Consider the following 16607-nt stretch of genomic DNA (forward strand, 5'->3'; position numbering starts at 1 on the left):
ATTCATTGATTTTTTAAAACTTTGCAACGTTAAAGCACACAAATATCGATGTGTATGATATAGTAATATTTAAAATTTACTACAGGGGGTCGTCATCTATGCGTTATTTAACAGCTGGAGAATCACATGGGAAGCAGTTGACAACAATTATCGAAGGGGTACCATCACATCTTCCTCTTGTTGCAGATCAAATTAATGAATCATTGATCCGCCGGCAAGGTGGACATGGACGTGGCCGGAGAATGCAAATTGAAAAAGATTTAGTCGAGATCACGAGCGGGGTCCGACATGGTTATACACTTGGTTCACCAATCTCGCTTGTTGTACATAATGATGACTTTAAACATTGGCGCAATATAATGGGCGATGAGCCACTAGCTGATGATGCCGAGGTGAGACGGACAATTTCCAGACCGAGACCTGGTCATGCTGATCTGAATGGTGGTTTAAAATATGGACACAGGGATATGCGAAATGTGTTAGAACGTTCGTCGGCCCGTGAAACAGCAGCTAGAGTAGGGGCAGGTGCTGTTGCAAAAATTTTGCTACGCGAACTTGGAATAGAGGTTGCGGGCTATGTTCGTGAGATCGCTGGTATTGTCAGTGATGTTGATGAAAGTTTATCACTTAAAGAGCGCGCCGCTATATCAGAAGCCTCTCCAGTGCGTACGTTTGACGAAGAAGCCGCCAATAAAATGATGGAAGCGATCGACCAAGCTAAAAAAGAAGGAGATTCAATTGGTGGGGTTGCTGAAGTATATGTTGAAGGAATGCCGCCGGGATTAGGATCATATGTCCATTATGATCGCAAATTAGATGGCAGAATTGCTGGAAGTGTGATGAGCATCAATGCTTTTAAAGGGGTAGAGTTCGGCATTGGCTTTGAAGCGGCTAGAAAGAATGGCAGCGAAGTCCATGATGAAATCTTATGGAGTGAGGAACGTGGCTATTACCGCGGAACAAACCGTCTAGGCGGTTTTGAAGGTGGAATGACTACGGGGATGCCTATTGTTGTAAAAGGTGTTATGAAGCCGATTCCTACGTTGTATAAACCATTACAAAGTGTCGATATTGAAACAAAAGAACCTTTTCAAGCAAGTATAGAACGCTCTGACTCTTGTGCGGTTCCGGCAGCCTCTGTTGTTATGGAACATATCGTAGCATTCGAGCTGGCTAAAGCGATTACTGAAGAATTTCCTTCTGACTATTTCCCGCGTCTGAAGCGTGCAGTAGATGACTATCGCAAGGAGGTTCACAGCTTTTAAATGACTACATTAACGATTCGATCCTTCTCAAACGACTATCAGGTTAATATAGGGAATGGGTTACGGCATCAACTATCTGATTTATTAAAAAATAACTACTCCAAAGTGTTGGTTATTACAGATTCTACTGTGGCTCCATTATATTTGAAAGATGTTGTTGCGGCATTTGGAAGTGATACAGTGGTTTCTTCGGAAATTATTCCAGCGGGTGAACAGTCAAAAAGTATGACTTGCTACAGTGGATTACTCAATCGTTGTCTCGAAGAGCAGCTCGACCGCAGCTCACTGATTATAGCTCTTGGTGGAGGGGTCATCGGTGATTTAGCAGGATTTGTAGCTGCCACCTATCTAAGAGGTATCGACTTTTTACAAATGCCAACAACGATCTTAGCCCATGACAGCAGTGTAGGCGGTAAAGTGGCAATCAATCATGACAAAGGGAAGAATTTGATCGGAAGCTTTTATAGTCCCGTGCAAGTCATCTACGATACAGAAACAATCATTACTTTATCAAAACAGGAAGTAAGATCCGGGTATGGCGAGGTTGTTAAACATGCATTACTAAGTGATCCGAAATGGTTTCGACAATTAATGGATACCTCTCTTGAATCGATAGAAGAGGATGATTTAATTGATCACCTCACATCAGGCATCCGCGTAAAAGCTCAAATTGTTGAATCCGACGAACGAGAAACAGGTGAGCGAAAACATTTAAATCTAGGACATACTTTAGCCCACGCCCTTGAGGCGGAGTTTGGTTATGGTGAAGTAACACATGGAGAAGCGGTGGCCATCGGAATGTTATTTGCAATGAAGATAAGTCAGGTGAAATTAGCTGCCAAATTACCATACTCCCAATATGAGAAATGGCTTGCCGATAACAATTATCCACTACACTTGCTTGCCCGTATTGATGTAGAAGCCACCTTAAAGAGAATGAAATTGGATAAAAAGACGCTTGAAAATTCAATCCACTACGTCTTACTAAACGAAATAGGATCACCAACTGTCATCAAACTGACTGATCAAGAATTAATGCAGTCACTTAATGATTTTGTTCAAAAAGAAGGGGACGTACCGTTGATCAGAGGTGTTAGAGGAGCTACAACAGTAGATAAAAATGATGGGGAAGAGATTGTTGGAAAAGCGCAAGAGCTCATGCAGGCTGTTATAAAGCAAAATGATATAAAACCAGAAAATGTGACATCGGTATTTTTTACTGTTACAGAGGATATAGATGCAGCGTTCCCAGCAAAATCGTTACGAAGGCTTGAAGGATGGACACATGTACCAGTTATGTGTATGCGAGAAATCCCAGTTCCCAATAGTCTAGCCCGTTGTGTACGTGTGATGGTGACAACTGAAACCTCTCGAAATCAAACACAAATTCAACATGTTTATCACTACAATGCCACACAGTTGAGACCTGACTTAAAAAGCTAAGGAGGATTGTTTCATGAAGTCAAAAGAAATTCTAAAGCAAATGACACCATATAAACCAGGTAAACAAATTGAAGAAGTTAAGCGTGAGTATAATCTTGACCGGATCGTTAAGCTAGCTTCCAATGAAAATCCTTTTGGCTTTTCTCCACAAGTAAAAGAGCAGCTGCCAGAATTAATTACCCAGCTTGAAAAATATCCTGACGGGTATGCAGCAACATTACGCAAAAAAGTGACTGGCTTTTTAAATGTCGACGAAGAACAACTTATCTTTGGGAATGGATCTGACGAAATCGTGCAAATCATTTGTCGTACATTCCTAGAACCTGGAGCAAATACAGTTATGGCAGCACCTACCTTTCCTCAGTATCGGCATAATGCTTTAATTGAGGGGGCTGAAGTGAGAGAGGTTCCATTGAACAATGGCCATCATGACCTTGACAAAATGCTTCAGCAAGTGGATGAACAGACGCGTGTTCTTTGGCTATGTACACCGAATAATCCTACAGGCGTACATATTAAGGAAAATGTTCTTCGTGATTTTATGGAGAACTGTCCTTCTCATGTATTGGTCGTTATTGATGAAGCGTATTATGAATACATGAAAACGGAAGATCATTATGATTCCATCCAAGCGTTACAGAATTATGAGAATTTAATTGTGCTCCGTACATTTTCTAAAGCATATGGGTTAGCAGGTCTTAGAGTGGGGTATGGCGTTGCAGCAAAACCATTAATTCACACACTTGAACCTTCAAGGGAACCCTTTAACACATCGACGATCGCACAAGCAGCAGCGATCATTGCCCTCGATGATCAGTCGTTTATAGAAGAAACGACAAATGAAAATGCAAAGAACAAACAGTCACTCATGTCATTCTTAGATGAAAACCAGATCAGTTATTTCGAATCAGAAGCCAATTTTGTCCTGATTCATTTACCGATTAGCGGTGATGAAATGTTTGAGCACTTGTTAAGTAAAGGGTTTATTGTTCGTTCTGGAGAAGCACTTGGCATCCCTCAGTCCATCAGGTTGACGATCGGCGATAAAGAAGATATGGCGATCGTTCAACAAGAAATACAACAAAAGCTTGCAGGCACTGCTAAATGAGCCAAACGATATTTTTTGTCGGGTTAGGGTTGATTGGTGGGTCGCTTGCGATGAATGTAGCCAAACAGGAAAATGTAAAGATCACGGGAATGGACCCTAACCCTCAAACACTTGCGATCGCAAAGAAACAAGGTGTCATTCATGAACACGTCGAAGAGTTTTCAAAAGGTGTTCAAGAAGCCGATGTGTTAATTCTCGCTACACCAATATCAACGACGATCGAATATATAAAACAGTTGAATGATTTAGGATTAAATAAACCTTTACTCGTAACAGATGTATCATCAGTAAAGAACCAGGTTCTGCAGGCTGCACAAGAGCTTACAAATCCATTGGTTTCATTCGTGGGCGGCCATCCCATGGCTGGTTCTCATAAACAAGGATATACTGCTGCAAAACCACATTTATTTGAAAATGCTATCTTTGTGTTGACACCTGCTAAAGGTGCGAATTCTTCCGACGCTTCTGTACTTCAAGAACTTTTCTCAAAAACAGGAGCCAGATTCTTAACGCTTTCGACAAAAGAGCATGATGAAATGACGGCAGTGATTTCTCACTTCCCGCACCTTATTGCATCATCACTCGTACACCAGGCGAAGGAGTGGCAGAAAACGCATCCAACTCTTGAGCACCTGGCCGCAGGAGGATTTCGTGATATTACTAGAATCGCCTCAAGCAACCCTAAATTATGGCAGGACATATTTTTTCAAAATAAAAAGCTGTTAAGCCATATGCTTGACGATTGGATCGAAGAAATGAAACATATGAAGCGGCTGCTTGATGATGGTGAAGCACAGTCAACCTATCAGTATTTAGTTGAAGCAAAAAGTTATCGTGACGGCTTACCTATCCGTGAAAAGGGGGCTATTCCCGCCTTTTATGATGTCTATGTAGATATTCATGACCAACCAGGCGCGATTCATAAGGTTATTCAATTACTAGCTGAAAAAGAGATTAGTATTAAAAATATACGTATACTTGAAATAAGAGAGGGAATAACAGGTGTGCTTAGAATTAGTTTTCAGACGGGGAAGGAACAACAAGCCAGCTATCAATCACTGCTTAATAAAGGCTATGAAGTGATGATTCAGGATTAAGGAGGCCGCTGTTATGACCACAATTGAATTACAACCAGCTACCAAGGGTTTACATGGCACATTGCAAGTACCAGGCGATAAATCCATCTCACACCGTGCTGTTATTTTTTCTGCTTTGGCAGAAGGAACCTCTCATGTGTATAACTTCCTAACAGGAGAAGACTGTCTACGCACTGTAGAAGCTTTTAGAAAACTAGGAGTCCGAATTGATCAAGAGGCGGATAAGTTAACGATCTATGGTCAGGGGATTAAACATTTAGTAGAACCCGCTGCACCTATATATTTTGGTAATTCAGGGACGACGGCTCGCTTAATGAGTGGTATACTAGCAGCTTTACCATTGTTCACCGTTGCCTATGGTGATGAATCGCTAGCTAAGCGACCGATGGACCGTGTTGTTGTTCCACTTGAGAAAATGGGTGCTCATATATATGGGCGAGAGGAAGCTGCACGGTTACCGCTTGCCTTTAAAGGTAACAAGTTAACAGGTGTAACCATAGAGATGAACGTGAAGAGCGCCCAAGTTAAATCAGCTTTGTTATTAGCTGGGATGCTGGCAGAAGGAGAAACAAAGGTTTATGAAAAAGGAGTCACTCGAAACCATACAGAAATGCTTATGCCGCAGTATGGAATTACAATACACAAAAATAGAAATGTGATTACTATTCCCGGGAATCAACAGCCGGTGGCGTCCAATTTACATATACCTGGAGACATATCTTCAGCAGCCTTTTTTTTGGTTGCTGGACTATTGACTGAGAACAGCGAATTGACCATAAAGAACGTAGGTTTAAATCCCACAAGAGATGGGATTATTACTGTTTTACAAAAGATGGGTGCCAAGCTTGCCGTTACTAATCGAACCTATGTCGGCCATGAACCTGTCGGTGACGTTACAGTGGAATCAGGACCGCTTAAAGCGATGACGATTGAAGGGGATATCATTGCTAATTTAATCGATGAAATTCCTATCCTTGCGTTAGCAGCGACACAAGCAGAAGGTACAACAGTCATTAAAGATGCTAAGGAACTACGTGTGAAAGAGACAGATCGAATTGCTGCTGTTGCAAATAACTTAACAGCAATGGGTGCTAACATTGAACCGACAGAAGATGGTTTAGTCATTCACGGGCCTACACGTTTAACTGGGGCTGTCGTTCATTCTTACGGTGATCATCGTATTGGAATGATGAGTGCTGTTGCCTCATTAATAACAGATTCCGATGTAACTATTAAAGATAAGAATTGCATTAATATCTCTTATCCCAACTTTTTTGAACATTTAACTCACATTATGAAATAAATTTCATAGAACATCAATCGCTCTCATACGATATAAAAACCCTTTTTGGAGGTTATCGTATGGGAGCCTATTGGTTTAATGTTCATACGCTCAAAGGTAATCAAGCTTTTACTCGGCAACTCTCTGTTGACAAGCAATACTTTTCGAAACGAACCTTATGGATTAACGATTTTAAGCAAATGGATGCTACAGGCTTCGTCGCCACCCCTGGACATGTTATGCTTGATTTAGACAAGCCGTTAAACTGCTCGCCTTCACCCATCCTAGACTGTCACCAGTATATTCAAAAGGGATGTACCCTTCTCCTTATTCAATTTCCCATTAAAACGAGTTTTCACTTTAAATCGATGTACCAACAATTTGTAGAACAGTTCAAGCATCTTCCTATTGATTATATGATTGTTCCTACCATTTCCCCTCTGGTAATAACACAAGAGATGATTCGCTACTTTTCCCGTCAATCTTGTCCGTTTATTCTCATTGATGTGGAGGATGAGCGGGAATTAGATGATGCAGCATGGGATTGGCTCGTACAAGCCCAAGCCCTTAAAAGAATCCCGCTTGCACTCCTTGTCAAAAATCGTAGAATTAGAGAGAGGATTCACGATAAGTTATGGGTAAACATCAGTGATCGATATGGTATCATAAGGGTAACTGACCCTCTTACAGAAGCCCCATTATCAAAGTCGAACTTAAAGGATAGTGGAATCTTCCCATACAAAGGTGGATTTATGAATCATAGTTATGCGGATTATAACCTTTACTATGATGAAGAAGGCTTGATGGTTGATGATCATGCTGAATTCAGATATCATGATGCTGTTCCGAATATAACAGTTATGCGTGGTAGGGTTGTACAAGTAAACCAGGAAATACAGTACCTTGAACCGGGAATCCACTATAAAGGTTCAATCTATCAACATTTTGTATAAAATATGTCTGCTATAAATGCTAGAGAGGGAGTCATTATGGAAGAGATTCACAAAGCCATCCATCAAATGGAAGCTAAGCAAACGGAAGAAGCAATAAATACACTACAATCTTACTTATCAGAGGCTGATGAAGAAGAGCGCTTTACAATTGCCGAACTTTATATTCAATGGGGGATGCTTGGAGAAGCGAAATCAATTTTGCAGGAACTTATGCAGCGATACCCTAAAGAACAAGAACTTAAAGTAATGATGGCTGAAATTCATATTGATTTAGAAGAAGACGATGAAGCAATTGAGATTCTCAACCAATTTGGTCCAGAAGATGAGGACTATCTGCAATCCCTTATCCAGCTTGCCGATCTCTATCAATCGCAAGGGCTGTTTGAAGTAGCTGAACAAAAACTTCTCATTGCCAAACAAGCAGAACCAAACGAAGCGGTTATTGATTTCGCGTTAGGTGAACTTTCTTTTTCAAATGGGGAATATAACAAGAGTATCCCTTTCTATGAAAATGCCATTCATCATCAGCCGGTAATCGGTGATATCGAGGTAGCCACCAGATTGGCTGAGGCCTATGCAGCAACAGGTGAATTTGAGCAATCCCTTGATTACTTCCAAAAGGTAGAAGAAGATAATCCTGATGTGATGTTCCGTTATGGATTTGTTGCCTTCCAAGCTCTGAGAAATGATATTGCTATCAATATATGGGAGCGTCTAATTGAGGAAGATCCATACTTTCAATCTGTCTATCCTTTATTAGCCCGAGCCTATGATACAGAAGGAATGGCAAAAGAAGCACTTGAAATGGTCAATAAAGGACTAGCGAAGGATGAGTTCAACAAAGAGCTTTATCACTTGGCAGGCACGCTGTATCACAAGACTGGACAAAAAGAGGAAGGCTATCGCCTAATGAGAGAAGCGGTAGCCCTAGACCCAGGCTATAAAGAAGCCGTGCTTTTCTTAATTGAAAATTATAAAAGTGATGAGGATTACGATGCAGTCATAGACTTAATTAATCAATTAATAACCCTTGGTGAAGAAGATCCTTATTACCTGTTTGAATTGGCCAAAGCTTATGAAGAAGTAGAGGATTATAAGCAAGCGCTCGTTCATTATGAGAATGCTTATCCTTCCCTTAAAGAAGACGATGTATTTCTTAAGGCTTATGGATATTTCCTAGTAGAAGAAGGGAAAATGATTGAAGGACGGAAAGTATTAGAAGAATATTTAGCCGTCGATCCTACTGATACTGAAATAGAAGATTTTGTCAGCCGATTGAAAGAAGAATAATGTGATCAATTAAGCGCAGGAGGGGCGCCGATGCAAACACCTATTTCCGTTAATGAAAAAAAGGACTTTGTTCGTTGGTTTCTAAATAATTACCAATTGAAAAAAAGAGAGAGTGTTTGGATTCTGAATTACTTGATCAATCATGAATCATTGCTTTCCTACGTCCATTTTGTTCAAGAGGTTAAGCTGTGCCCACGGGGAATGGAGATTAGTGCTCAGGGAGTACAGGATCCGCCTTTTCGCTTTTACAAAGGCCAAGTGATGACAAATGATGCGGAGAAATCCTTTCATGACCTAAGAATGAATCAAGATGAGCCTGTTTATATCCAAATGAACTTTGAAGACGCACATAAAAGCTCAATGTATGCCCTCGTGTTAGAAGATAACCCTTATTTACCAAAAGATTATTATGTAAACGATCGTGATAAAGTTGAAGCGGATGAATTGCTTACTTCAAGCATTCTGACTTTTAGAAAGAAAGAACTTGAAAAGCAAATCGATCTCGCACTGATGAACGGAGATCAATCAGAATTCATTACCTTGAGTGACGAATTAATCGAAGTGAAGAAACAACTTCAAAAGAAAAGCTAAGAGGAAGAATTTTCTCTTAGCTTTTCTTTTTTGCATTTTTTTTAGTAAAATAGGGACAAGTAAGAAAGGATAGTGATATAACGTGCAATGGACAAAGCGGGATACAAAGCAATACCTCCCGGAAAAAGAGTATGTAGATACAGTGTTGATACCGATTATTTCCTTTGATCCAGCATCGGATAACAAGATGACAAAAGAGGCGTTTCAAAGGGAGCTCAATCAGGTTTTTGCGACTTTAATTGAGAAGGAATTCAAGGGTCGTATATTCTTATCTCCTGAATACTATTACTTAACGAATCAGCATGAAAGTGAAATCCCCCGTGTGAACCAATGGGTGGAGCATTTTCAGAAGCAGCCTTTTGAACATGTTTTTCTATTTACCTTTGATGCAAAATGGAAGAAGTATGAATCAGATTTAAATGGGCATTTACTATGGATACCGGGCATAGCTGATGGTGACCTGCAATCTACTGAAACGCAATCCTTTGTTAAAGAGCAAGTCAAGCAAGTCAATGAATTAATTCAAGCTTATTGGTAACTAGTAAAAGTTGAGATAACACTAGAGATTTTATTGACCCCGCTTTAAGATTACGCTATCATAGTAATGTCCTAGTAAACTGTATGTAAACGATCCATGTCGCATGGATTACAGCATAGAGGGGGGAAAAGAATGAGCGATAAACAACGAGTATCCCGTCGTCAATTTCTAAACTACACACTGACTGGTGTAGGTGGCTTTATGGCTGCTGGAATGCTTGCGCCAATGGTTCGTTTTGCCATTGATCCGGTATTAACGCCGCAAGCTGCTGGTGAATTTCATTCCGTGGCACCAGTTGAGGAAATTACAAATGAACCACAGCGATTTGAGTGGCAAGTTGAACAAGTGGATGCATGGTATGAATCAAAAGTACAAAAAACTGCATGGGTGTACAGAAATAAAGATGATGAGATTGTAGCACTCTCACCAATTTGTACACACTTAGGATGTACAGTAGGATGGGCCTCGAATCAGGAATACCCGAACCAATTCTACTGCCCATGTCACGGCGGTCGGTATACAAAGGATGGTGTCAATGTTCCGGGAACACCACCAACAGCACCTTTACCGGTGTACAAGACCAAAGTCCAGGAAAACATGCTTTATCTCGGAGAAACACAATCAAGACAGGGGGCGTAATTCATGCTACAAAAGATTTATGACTGGGTCGATGAGCGTGTAGACGTCACTCCGCTTTGGCGCGATATCGCCGACCACGAAGTGCCTGAGCATGTTAATCCAGCCCATCATTTTTCAGCATTTGTTTATTGTTTTGGCGGTTTGACATTCTTTATCACGGTTATTCAAATTTTGTCGGGTATGTTTTTAACGATGTATTACGTGCCTGATATCGAAAATGCCTGGAAGTCCGTTTATTATTTACAAAAAGAAGTAGCTTACGGACAAATCGTACGTGGAATGCACCACTGGGGTGCGAGTCTTGTTATTGTAATGTTATTTCTACATACATTACGGGTATTCTTCCAAGGGGCTTATAAGAAGCCGCGTGAACTTAACTGGATTGTTGGTGTGCTATTATTCTTCGTTATGCTTGGACTAGGGTTTACTGGTTACTTGCTTCCATGGGATAACAAAGCCTATTTTGCAACACAGGTAGGTCTAGAAATTGCCGCAGCTACACCGTTTATCGGAGATCAAATTAGAACATTACTTGCCGGAGATCCAACCATTGTAGGTGCACAAACGTTAACACGTTTCTTTGCAATTCACGTGTTTTTCCTGCCTGCTGCATTATTTGGATTAATGGCTGTTCACTTTATTTTAATCCGTAAGCAAGGTATTTCCGGTCCACTATAAAATGTAAGTGACATAAAGGAGGGAACGCTGTGCATAGGGGAAAAGGGATGAAGTTCGTCGGAGATTCACGAATTCCTGCTGAACAAAAAGCCAATTTACCAAAAGATTACTCAGAATACCCTGGACGTACGGAAGCGTTTTGGCCTAACTTTCTTCTTAAAGAATGGCTGGTTGGAGCAGTCTTCTTAATTGGATTTCTAATTTTGACTGCCGCTCATCCTTCACCGCTTGAGCAACAAGCAGATCCAACCAACGCTGGTTACATTCCGTTGCCTGACTGGTATTTCTTATTTTTATATGAATTCTTAAAGTATCAATACGCAGGCGGAGAATTTATTGTCATCGGTGCGATTGTTATACCTTCACTCGCTTTTGGTGCACTTCTGTTAGCACCATTTCTTGATCGCGGGCCAGGAAGACGTCCATCGAAGCGTCCAATTGCTGTTAGTCTTATGATGCTTGGTTTCATTGCTACGTTCTGGTTAACCTATGAGGCTGTTGAACATGCCGACTACGCTTCACGTTCAGAAAAATATGCGGTAAACGTGGAAGCGGTTGAAGCAGAAGTAAATACAGAAGCTCCGGGATATGCCATATATGAACAAAGCTGTATGAGCTGTCACGGAGATCAGTTACAAGGACAGGGTAACTATCCATCATTACTTGATACGCCTATGTCAGTTGAACAAATAAAAGACATAGCTCGAAATGGTATTGGAGAAATGCCTGCAGGAGTTTTCAATGGAACTGATGAGGAACTTCAACAATTAGCCGAATTTATTAAAGCTCAAGGTGCCGGCGGAGAAGGTTCCGGTGGAGAAGCATCTGGGGCTGGCGAATAATAAATTAATGAAGGTAAAATGAACCGTGCTCATACGAAAGAGCGCGGTTCATTTATTATAGGAGTGCGTAGATACATGAAAGCGATCATTTCATACATATTAACGAATCGAATTTTTCTTATGCTATTATTTCTTGTTAACTTGTTTGGCACAGTTTATGGATATATTTGGTATGAGAGTCAGTTGGCTGTCACCAAACCGATCTTTCTTATTTTTGTTCCAGACAGTCCGACGGCAAGTTTGTTTTTCACCATCTTTTTAGGCTTTTTCCTATTAAATAAAAATGTGCCCTATATTGAAGCTCTAGCTGTCATTACTCTACTGAAATATGGTGTATGGGCTGTTGTGATGAATGGGCTTACTTTCTTAGAATATGGAGCGCTTCCATGGACAAGTTATATGCTCATCATTTCCCACGGGGCTATGGCTATCCAAGGGATCCTTTACGGCCCATATTATAAGATTCGTATGCGTCATATTGTGGTGGCTGCCATTTGGACGCTCCATAACGATGTGATTGACTATGTATTTGGACAAATGCCAGTTTATCCAGCAATAATGGAACATATCAATACGGTTGGTTATTTTACATTTTGGTTAAGTATTTTCTCCATAGCTGTTTGTTACGCTCTCACCCAGAGAAATCGACAGATCAAATCGGTCTAAATACTGAATGTCTCTCATATACATTTGATAAGATAGAATTTGAGGGGGACGAGTGTGATGGGACGGGCTATTCTCATTTGTTTCGTTGTCAGTTTGAGCCTGTGGATTCCAAGCAATGATCATCATAAGTTCATTCATGCTGAACAAAATACATGGAGTTCATTCACTGAACAATACCGTCACTTATTCCATGACGAAAAATACGAACTGGCGAATAGGATGTTGAATAATCGGCAAAAGGAAATGGAACAATATATTAGTACTTTATCTTATCAGCACCAAGAAACGTTTAACAAGCTTCTATATCCAATCATCACCATTCAGTCGGACAAGCAAAAAATGGAAGTAGAGAAGTTTTTATCCTTTATGAATGCTATGGGTAGTGACCACCCTCAAAAATATGCTCGTCAAGAACTTAAGTCCTTACGTAATCAATTAAATCAAACAGATCAAGACAGATCATCCATTGTTAGTAATTGGAATGCTTTAGTCCCAACTTTACAGTTATATTTCGATCAAGGAGAATTATCAGTCGTCACCAATTCTATGATTGTATTTGGGAATAGTGAAACGTTAGCTGCAAAACAAGAAGTAGTTAGACGGTTAGACAAGCTCCTTGAAGATAAACCCTCTGTAATAAGCTATGATGCGTTTATTTGGACTGCTGCTATTATAGGATGTACTATACTTATTACACTCGTATATGTGGCTGCAAGGAAATATGTTGCAGAGAAAAAAGAAAAAAAGGCAGGCGACAAACTTAATAGTTGATTTTTTATTGAAATTTGACTAAAATTGACCTATAGTATAGGATACATCTAAGATGGAGGAGCGAAACATGATGAGTTTTCTAATATATTTTGCGATATTACTAATCGTGCCTATCTGGGCTTCATCACGTGTTAAAAAGACATACAAGAAATATTCAAAAGTCCCAACATCCTCATCAATGACGGGGGCAGAAGTTGCACGTAAAATCCTTGATGATAACGGATTGTTTAATGTTCGTATTGAAGAAGTAAGAGGAATGTTATCCGATCACTATGATCCGCGCTCTAAAGTAATCCGCCTCTCATCAGACAATTATCACGGTCGTTCCATGGCCGCATCTGCCGTTTCTGCTCATGAGGTAGGGCATGCGATTCAGGATGCGGAGGAATATGCTTTTCTTAAATTCCGCAGTGCATTAGTTCCTGTTGCAAGCTTTGGTTCAAATATTTCCATTTTCTTAATTATTGGTGGATTCCTACTTGGCTTCACAGGTTTAGCGTTAGCTGGGATAATCTTCTTCGCTGCAGCCGTGTTGTTCCAGTTCATTACTTTACCAGTTGAATTTGATGCTTCAAATAGAGCCATGGGACAGCTTGTATCCACTGGAATCATAAGGAATGATGAAGAACGCAAAACGAAAAAAGTTCTTAATGCAGCCGCTATGACGTATGTAGCAGGTGCTCTCGTAGCCTTGGCTGAATTACTAAGATTTGTGTTTATGTTTGTAGGGATGAATGAAGAGTAATTTGAACTATACGAAATAATACAAACCCCATTGTTCTTGAAAAAGGACAATGGGGTTTTCTGCATGAGGTGTGGCTAATTCGACACACCTGTCTTAGTCTTGTAGTGGATTTTTGTTTTCATCTAATGTGAACCCTTCGCCTATTACATCATAAACGTGACTAACAGCAACAAAGGCATGTGGGTCAATTTTGTTAATAATCGCTTTCAATCGGACAATTTCATTTTTCCCGATTACGCAATAAAGGACATCTCTTTTCGAGCCGGTAAACGAACCCTTCCCTTCTAATACTGTGACTCCTCGATCCATTTCCTGGTTGATTACTATAGAAATCTGATCACTTTGTTCAGAAATGATCGTTGCCCCCCTTGCAGCATAAGCACCCTCTTGAATAAAGTCGATTACTTTTGCTCCAATGAATACTGCGACTAAGGTGTACATCCCTTTTATAGGATTTAAATAAGTAACAATTGAGGTGAAAATAACGATCGCATCAAACACAAACATAGCACGGCCCATACTCCAACCCAAATATTTATGGATGAGTCTTGCAATAATATCAACCCCGCCTGTTGTCCCTCCATATCGAAAAATAATCCCTAAGCCCACACCGGCGAATACGCCGGCAAATAAGGAAGCTAATGTTAAGTCTGAGGCCAAATCAATCTCAATGAGAAATAGTTGTGATAAATAAATGAATATAGATACAGCGACAATCCCTATTAAAGAATAGAAAAAAGTATTGCGTCCAAGTACCCTCCATCCGATAATAAGAACAGGGATGTTAAGAATGATATTCATCAGTGCTGGATCCCAATTAAATAAATAGAGAAACAATAAGGTGATCCCTGTAAATCCACCTTCACCTAATCCATTTTGAATGTTAAAGTGGACAAGTCCAAATGAAAAGATGGCTGAACCTACTAATATGAACAAAATATTTTTTACTTTTAAACCGAAAAGATTCATATGCTTGACCTCCAAAATAAGTTACACACGACTTATATTATAAAGAAATGATTTCCATGCTACAATGGATTAAAGTTTAATAATTTGTCAAATGCCGCCCTTTTGGCTACCATTTAGTAAGGAGTGCCAGATCAAGTAAAGGAGCGTTTTACTATGACCTATACGACAGAAGAGATTCAAAAGCGTGTAGATAATTACATATCACAATTTAAAGAAGGTTATTTTTCCCCACTCGCTTTGCAAGCTCGGTTGACAGAGGAAGTCGGCGAGATGGCTAGGGAAATTAATCATCGATATGGTGAGAAGAAAAAGAAATCGTCAGAGCAGGACAAGGCTTTAGAAGAAGAACTTGGTGATGTAATATTTGTGCTTACTTGTTTTGCTAATTCTTTAAATATGGATTTATCCAAAGCATTTGAAAGGTCTATGAGTAAAATCGAAACACGTGATAAAGACCGTTGGACACGTAAAGAAGGAGAGACAAACCATGACTCAAATTAAAATGATTGTTGCTGGACCAAGAGGGAAAATGGGACAGGAAGCCCTTAGAATGATTGAAAAGGAAGATAAGTTTAAGCTTGTGGCTTGCATTGATCGGAAACATGGTGGCAGCAAGGTTAAAGATGTTTCAGGGTTGCCCGCCTCAGATGCCGTGATTTATACAGATGCTGAGCAATGTCTCAGTGAAGTAGAGGCTGACGTACTCGTCGATTTAACGACACCTGAATTTGGTTACAAACATACGAAGCTTGCACTCGAAAATGGGGTGCGCCCCGTTGTTGGAACCACAGGTTTTACTGAAGAACAAATGGTGGAACTCACAAATCTGGCCGAAACCAAAAAGCTTGGTGCTGTCATTGCTCCGAACTTTGCAGTAGGTGCCGTCTTAATGATGCAATTTTCTAAATGGGCTGCCAAGCACTTTCAAGATGTAGAAATTATTGAGAAGCATCATGATCAAAAGCTTGATGCTCCTTCAGGTACAGCTGTTAAAACAGCTGAGTTAATAAAAGAAGAACGCGAGTCACACCCTCAAGGTCACACAGATGAAAAAGAGACTTTAGAAGGTGCGAGAGGTGCGGACGTTGACGGAATGAAAATTCATAGTGTAAGACTCCCAGGTCTTGTCGCTCATCAGGAAGTAGTTTTCGGCGGCCTTGGTCAAACGCTTACGATCAAACATGATTCCCATCATCGTGAATCGTTTATGTCTGGAGTCAACCTTGCTGCTACAGAAGTTATGGAGATAGATGTGCTTGTTTACGGGCTTGAACATTTGCTCGACTAAGAGGAGGGGACTCGAATGAATATTGCTTTAATTGCACATGATGAGAAGAAACAAGAGATTATCCATTTTGCGACAGCGTACAAACATATCTTAGAAAAACACGAATTATTTGCTACAGGAACAACTGGCAAAAAGATTTCTGAAGCTTCTGGTTTAGATGTTTTTAGATTTCAGTCTGGACCCGTTGGCGGTGATCAGCAAATAGGTGCAAAAATTGCCCAGGATGAAATGGATATGGTCATCTTCTTTCGCGACCCCTTAACAGCACAGCCACATGAACCAGATGTAAGTGCGTTGCTCCGTATATGTGACGTCCATCGGATTCCTCTTGCTACAAATTTGGCTAGTGCAGAAATATTCATTCGCGGTTTAGAGCGAGGCGATTTCGAATGGCGTGAGATTATCAAGGAAAAGTTAGCGAAGAAAGATTAGGTGTGGTGAA

Annotated in this window: 19 protein-coding genes; 18 read left to right on the forward strand and 1 reads right to left on the reverse strand. The window is 40.3% G+C overall.

Annotation, left to right across the window (positions count from 1 at the left end):
- Nucleotides 1-98 precede the first annotated feature (98 nt).
- From aroC to MUO15_RS02870, 15 genes are all read left to right on the forward strand, one after another.
- Entirely contained in the window at nt 99-1265 is a 1167-nt protein-coding gene (aroC, locus tag MUO15_RS02795; RefSeq protein ID WP_245033264.1) for a chorismate synthase, read from the forward strand.
- Nucleotides 1266-2708: a 3-dehydroquinate synthase gene (gene aroB / locus MUO15_RS02800; protein WP_318036187.1), complete on the forward strand. Its 1443-nt coding sequence runs from the start codon at nt 1266-1268 to the stop codon at nt 2706-2708.
- Between the two features lie 13 nt (nt 2709-2721).
- Entirely contained in the window at nt 2722-3816 is a 1095-nt protein-coding gene (hisC, locus tag MUO15_RS02810) for a histidinol-phosphate transaminase (RefSeq protein WP_245033265.1), read from the forward strand.
- Nucleotides 3813-4913, forward strand: coding sequence for a prephenate dehydrogenase (locus MUO15_RS02815; RefSeq protein ID WP_245033266.1), 1101 nt, complete (start codon nt 3813-3815; stop codon nt 4911-4913). Before hisC ends, MUO15_RS02815 begins: the two co-directional genes overlap by 4 nt.
- A 13-nt stretch (nt 4914-4926) precedes the next feature.
- The gene (gene aroA / locus MUO15_RS02820; RefSeq protein WP_245033267.1) at nt 4927-6216 is read left to right on the forward strand and encodes a 3-phosphoshikimate 1-carboxyvinyltransferase; all 1290 of its coding nucleotides are present in this window, start codon (nt 4927-4929) and stop codon (nt 6214-6216) included.
- A gap of 59 nt (nt 6217-6275) precedes the next feature.
- On the forward strand, nt 6276-7148 hold the full coding sequence (locus MUO15_RS02825) for a hypothetical protein (protein WP_245033268.1): 873 nt from the start codon (nt 6276-6278) through the stop codon (nt 7146-7148).
- 36 nt (nt 7149-7184) lie between these two features.
- Nucleotides 7185-8438 carry a tetratricopeptide repeat protein gene (locus MUO15_RS02830; protein ID WP_245033269.1) on the forward strand — a complete coding sequence of 418 codons (1254 nt, stop codon included), beginning with the start codon at nt 7185-7187 and terminating at the stop codon, nt 8436-8438.
- Between the two features lie 30 nt (nt 8439-8468).
- Nucleotides 8469-9029: a ReoY family proteolytic degradation factor gene (locus tag MUO15_RS02835; protein WP_245033270.1), complete on the forward strand. Its 561-nt coding sequence runs from the start codon at nt 8469-8471 to the stop codon at nt 9027-9029.
- A gap of 82 nt (nt 9030-9111) precedes the next feature.
- On the forward strand, nt 9112-9567 hold the full coding sequence (locus tag MUO15_RS02840; RefSeq protein ID WP_245033271.1) for a YpiF family protein: 456 nt from the start codon (nt 9112-9114) through the stop codon (nt 9565-9567).
- 132 nt (nt 9568-9699) lie between these two features.
- Nucleotides 9700-10206: a QcrA and Rieske domain-containing protein gene (locus MUO15_RS02845; RefSeq protein WP_245033272.1), complete on the forward strand. Its 507-nt coding sequence runs from the start codon at nt 9700-9702 to the stop codon at nt 10204-10206.
- 3 nt (nt 10207-10209) lie between these two features.
- Nucleotides 10210-10884, forward strand: a complete 675-nt coding sequence (gene qcrB, locus MUO15_RS02850) for a menaquinol-cytochrome c reductase cytochrome b subunit (protein WP_245033273.1) — start codon at nt 10210-10212, stop codon at nt 10882-10884.
- A 29-nt stretch (nt 10885-10913) separates the two neighbouring features.
- Nucleotides 10914-11726, forward strand: a complete 813-nt coding sequence (locus MUO15_RS02855; protein ID WP_245033274.1) for a menaquinol-cytochrome c reductase cytochrome b/c subunit — start codon at nt 10914-10916, stop codon at nt 11724-11726.
- 75 nt (nt 11727-11801) lie between these two features.
- The gene (locus MUO15_RS02860) at nt 11802-12392 is read left to right on the forward strand and encodes a lipoprotein heptaprenylglyceryl N-acetyltransferase LhaT (protein WP_245033275.1); all 591 of its coding nucleotides are present in this window, start codon (nt 11802-11804) and stop codon (nt 12390-12392) included.
- A gap of 57 nt (nt 12393-12449) precedes the next feature.
- Nucleotides 12450-13163 carry a sporulation protein YpjB gene (locus tag MUO15_RS02865; protein WP_245033276.1) on the forward strand — a complete coding sequence of 238 codons (714 nt, stop codon included), beginning with the start codon at nt 12450-12452 and terminating at the stop codon, nt 13161-13163.
- A gap of 70 nt (nt 13164-13233) precedes the next feature.
- Nucleotides 13234-13908, forward strand: coding sequence for a zinc metallopeptidase (locus tag MUO15_RS02870; RefSeq protein WP_245035827.1), 675 nt, complete (start codon nt 13234-13236; stop codon nt 13906-13908).
- A gap of 93 nt (nt 13909-14001) precedes the next feature.
- On the opposite strand, the gene MUO15_RS02875 is transcribed toward MUO15_RS02870, so the two are convergent.
- Entirely contained in the window at nt 14002-14877 is an 876-nt protein-coding gene (locus MUO15_RS02875) for a YitT family protein (protein WP_245033277.1), read from the reverse strand.
- Between the two features lie 153 nt (nt 14878-15030).
- Between MUO15_RS02875 and MUO15_RS02880 the strand changes: the two genes are divergently transcribed.
- From MUO15_RS02880 to mgsA, 3 genes are read left to right on the forward strand one after another with little or no spacing between them, the layout of a single operon-like run.
- Entirely contained in the window at nt 15031-15378 is a 348-nt protein-coding gene (locus MUO15_RS02880) for a nucleotide pyrophosphohydrolase (protein ID WP_245033278.1), read from the forward strand.
- Nucleotides 15365-16165, forward strand: a complete 801-nt coding sequence (gene dapB / locus MUO15_RS02885) for a 4-hydroxy-tetrahydrodipicolinate reductase (RefSeq protein WP_245033279.1) — start codon at nt 15365-15367, stop codon at nt 16163-16165. The genes MUO15_RS02880 and dapB overlap by 14 nt, the downstream gene beginning before the upstream one ends.
- Nucleotides 16166-16180: 15 nt before the next feature.
- Complete coding sequence (gene mgsA, locus MUO15_RS02890; protein WP_245033280.1) at nt 16181-16597, forward strand: methylglyoxal synthase; 417 nt, start codon at nt 16181-16183, stop codon at nt 16595-16597.
- Nucleotides 16598-16607: the final 10 nt, after the last annotated feature.

This window comes from Halobacillus amylolyticus (genome assembly GCF_022921115.1).
Classification (GTDB): Bacteria; Bacillota; Bacilli; order Bacillales; family Halobacillaceae; genus Halobacillus_A; species Halobacillus_A amylolyticus.

Bases quoted from the DNA above. Each gene is read 5' to 3' on its own strand.
- MUO15_RS02830 (WP_245033269.1), top strand. From the start codon at position 7,185: ATGGAAGAGATTCACAAAGCCATCCATCAAATGGAAGCTAAGCAAACG.
- MUO15_RS02880 (WP_245033278.1), top strand. From the start codon at position 15,031: ATGACCTATACGACAGAAGAGATTCAAAAGCGTGTAGATAATTACATA.
- MUO15_RS02825 (WP_245033268.1), top strand. From the start codon at position 6,276: ATGGGAGCCTATTGGTTTAATGTTCATACGCTCAAAGGTAATCAAGCT.
- MUO15_RS02835 (WP_245033270.1), top strand. From the start codon at position 8,469: ATGCAAACACCTATTTCCGTTAATGAAAAAAAGGACTTTGTTCGTTGG.
- mgsA (WP_245033280.1), top strand. From the start codon at position 16,181: ATGAATATTGCTTTAATTGCACATGATGAGAAGAAACAAGAGATTATC.
- MUO15_RS02815 (WP_245033266.1), top strand. From the start codon at position 3,813: ATGAGCCAAACGATATTTTTTGTCGGGTTAGGGTTGATTGGTGGGTCG.
- aroB (WP_318036187.1), top strand. From the start codon at position 1,266: ATGACTACATTAACGATTCGATCCTTCTCAAACGACTATCAGGTTAAT.
- MUO15_RS02865 (WP_245033276.1), top strand. From the start codon at position 12,450: ATGGGACGGGCTATTCTCATTTGTTTCGTTGTCAGTTTGAGCCTGTGG.
- MUO15_RS02870 (WP_245035827.1), top strand. From the start codon at position 13,234: ATGAGTTTTCTAATATATTTTGCGATATTACTAATCGTGCCTATCTGG.
- MUO15_RS02875 (WP_245033277.1), bottom strand. From the start codon at position 14,877: ATGAATCTTTTCGGTTTAAAAGTAAAAAATATTTTGTTCATATTAGTA.
- qcrB (WP_245033273.1), top strand. From the start codon at position 10,210: ATGCTACAAAAGATTTATGACTGGGTCGATGAGCGTGTAGACGTCACT.
- aroC (WP_245033264.1), top strand. From the start codon at position 99: ATGCGTTATTTAACAGCTGGAGAATCACATGGGAAGCAGTTGACAACA.
- dapB (WP_245033279.1), top strand. From the start codon at position 15,365: ATGACTCAAATTAAAATGATTGTTGCTGGACCAAGAGGGAAAATGGGA.
- aroA (WP_245033267.1), top strand. From the start codon at position 4,927: ATGACCACAATTGAATTACAACCAGCTACCAAGGGTTTACATGGCACA.
- MUO15_RS02845 (WP_245033272.1), top strand. From the start codon at position 9,700: ATGAGCGATAAACAACGAGTATCCCGTCGTCAATTTCTAAACTACACA.
- hisC (WP_245033265.1), top strand. From the start codon at position 2,722: ATGAAGTCAAAAGAAATTCTAAAGCAAATGACACCATATAAACCAGGT.
- MUO15_RS02860 (WP_245033275.1), top strand. From the start codon at position 11,802: ATGAAAGCGATCATTTCATACATATTAACGAATCGAATTTTTCTTATG.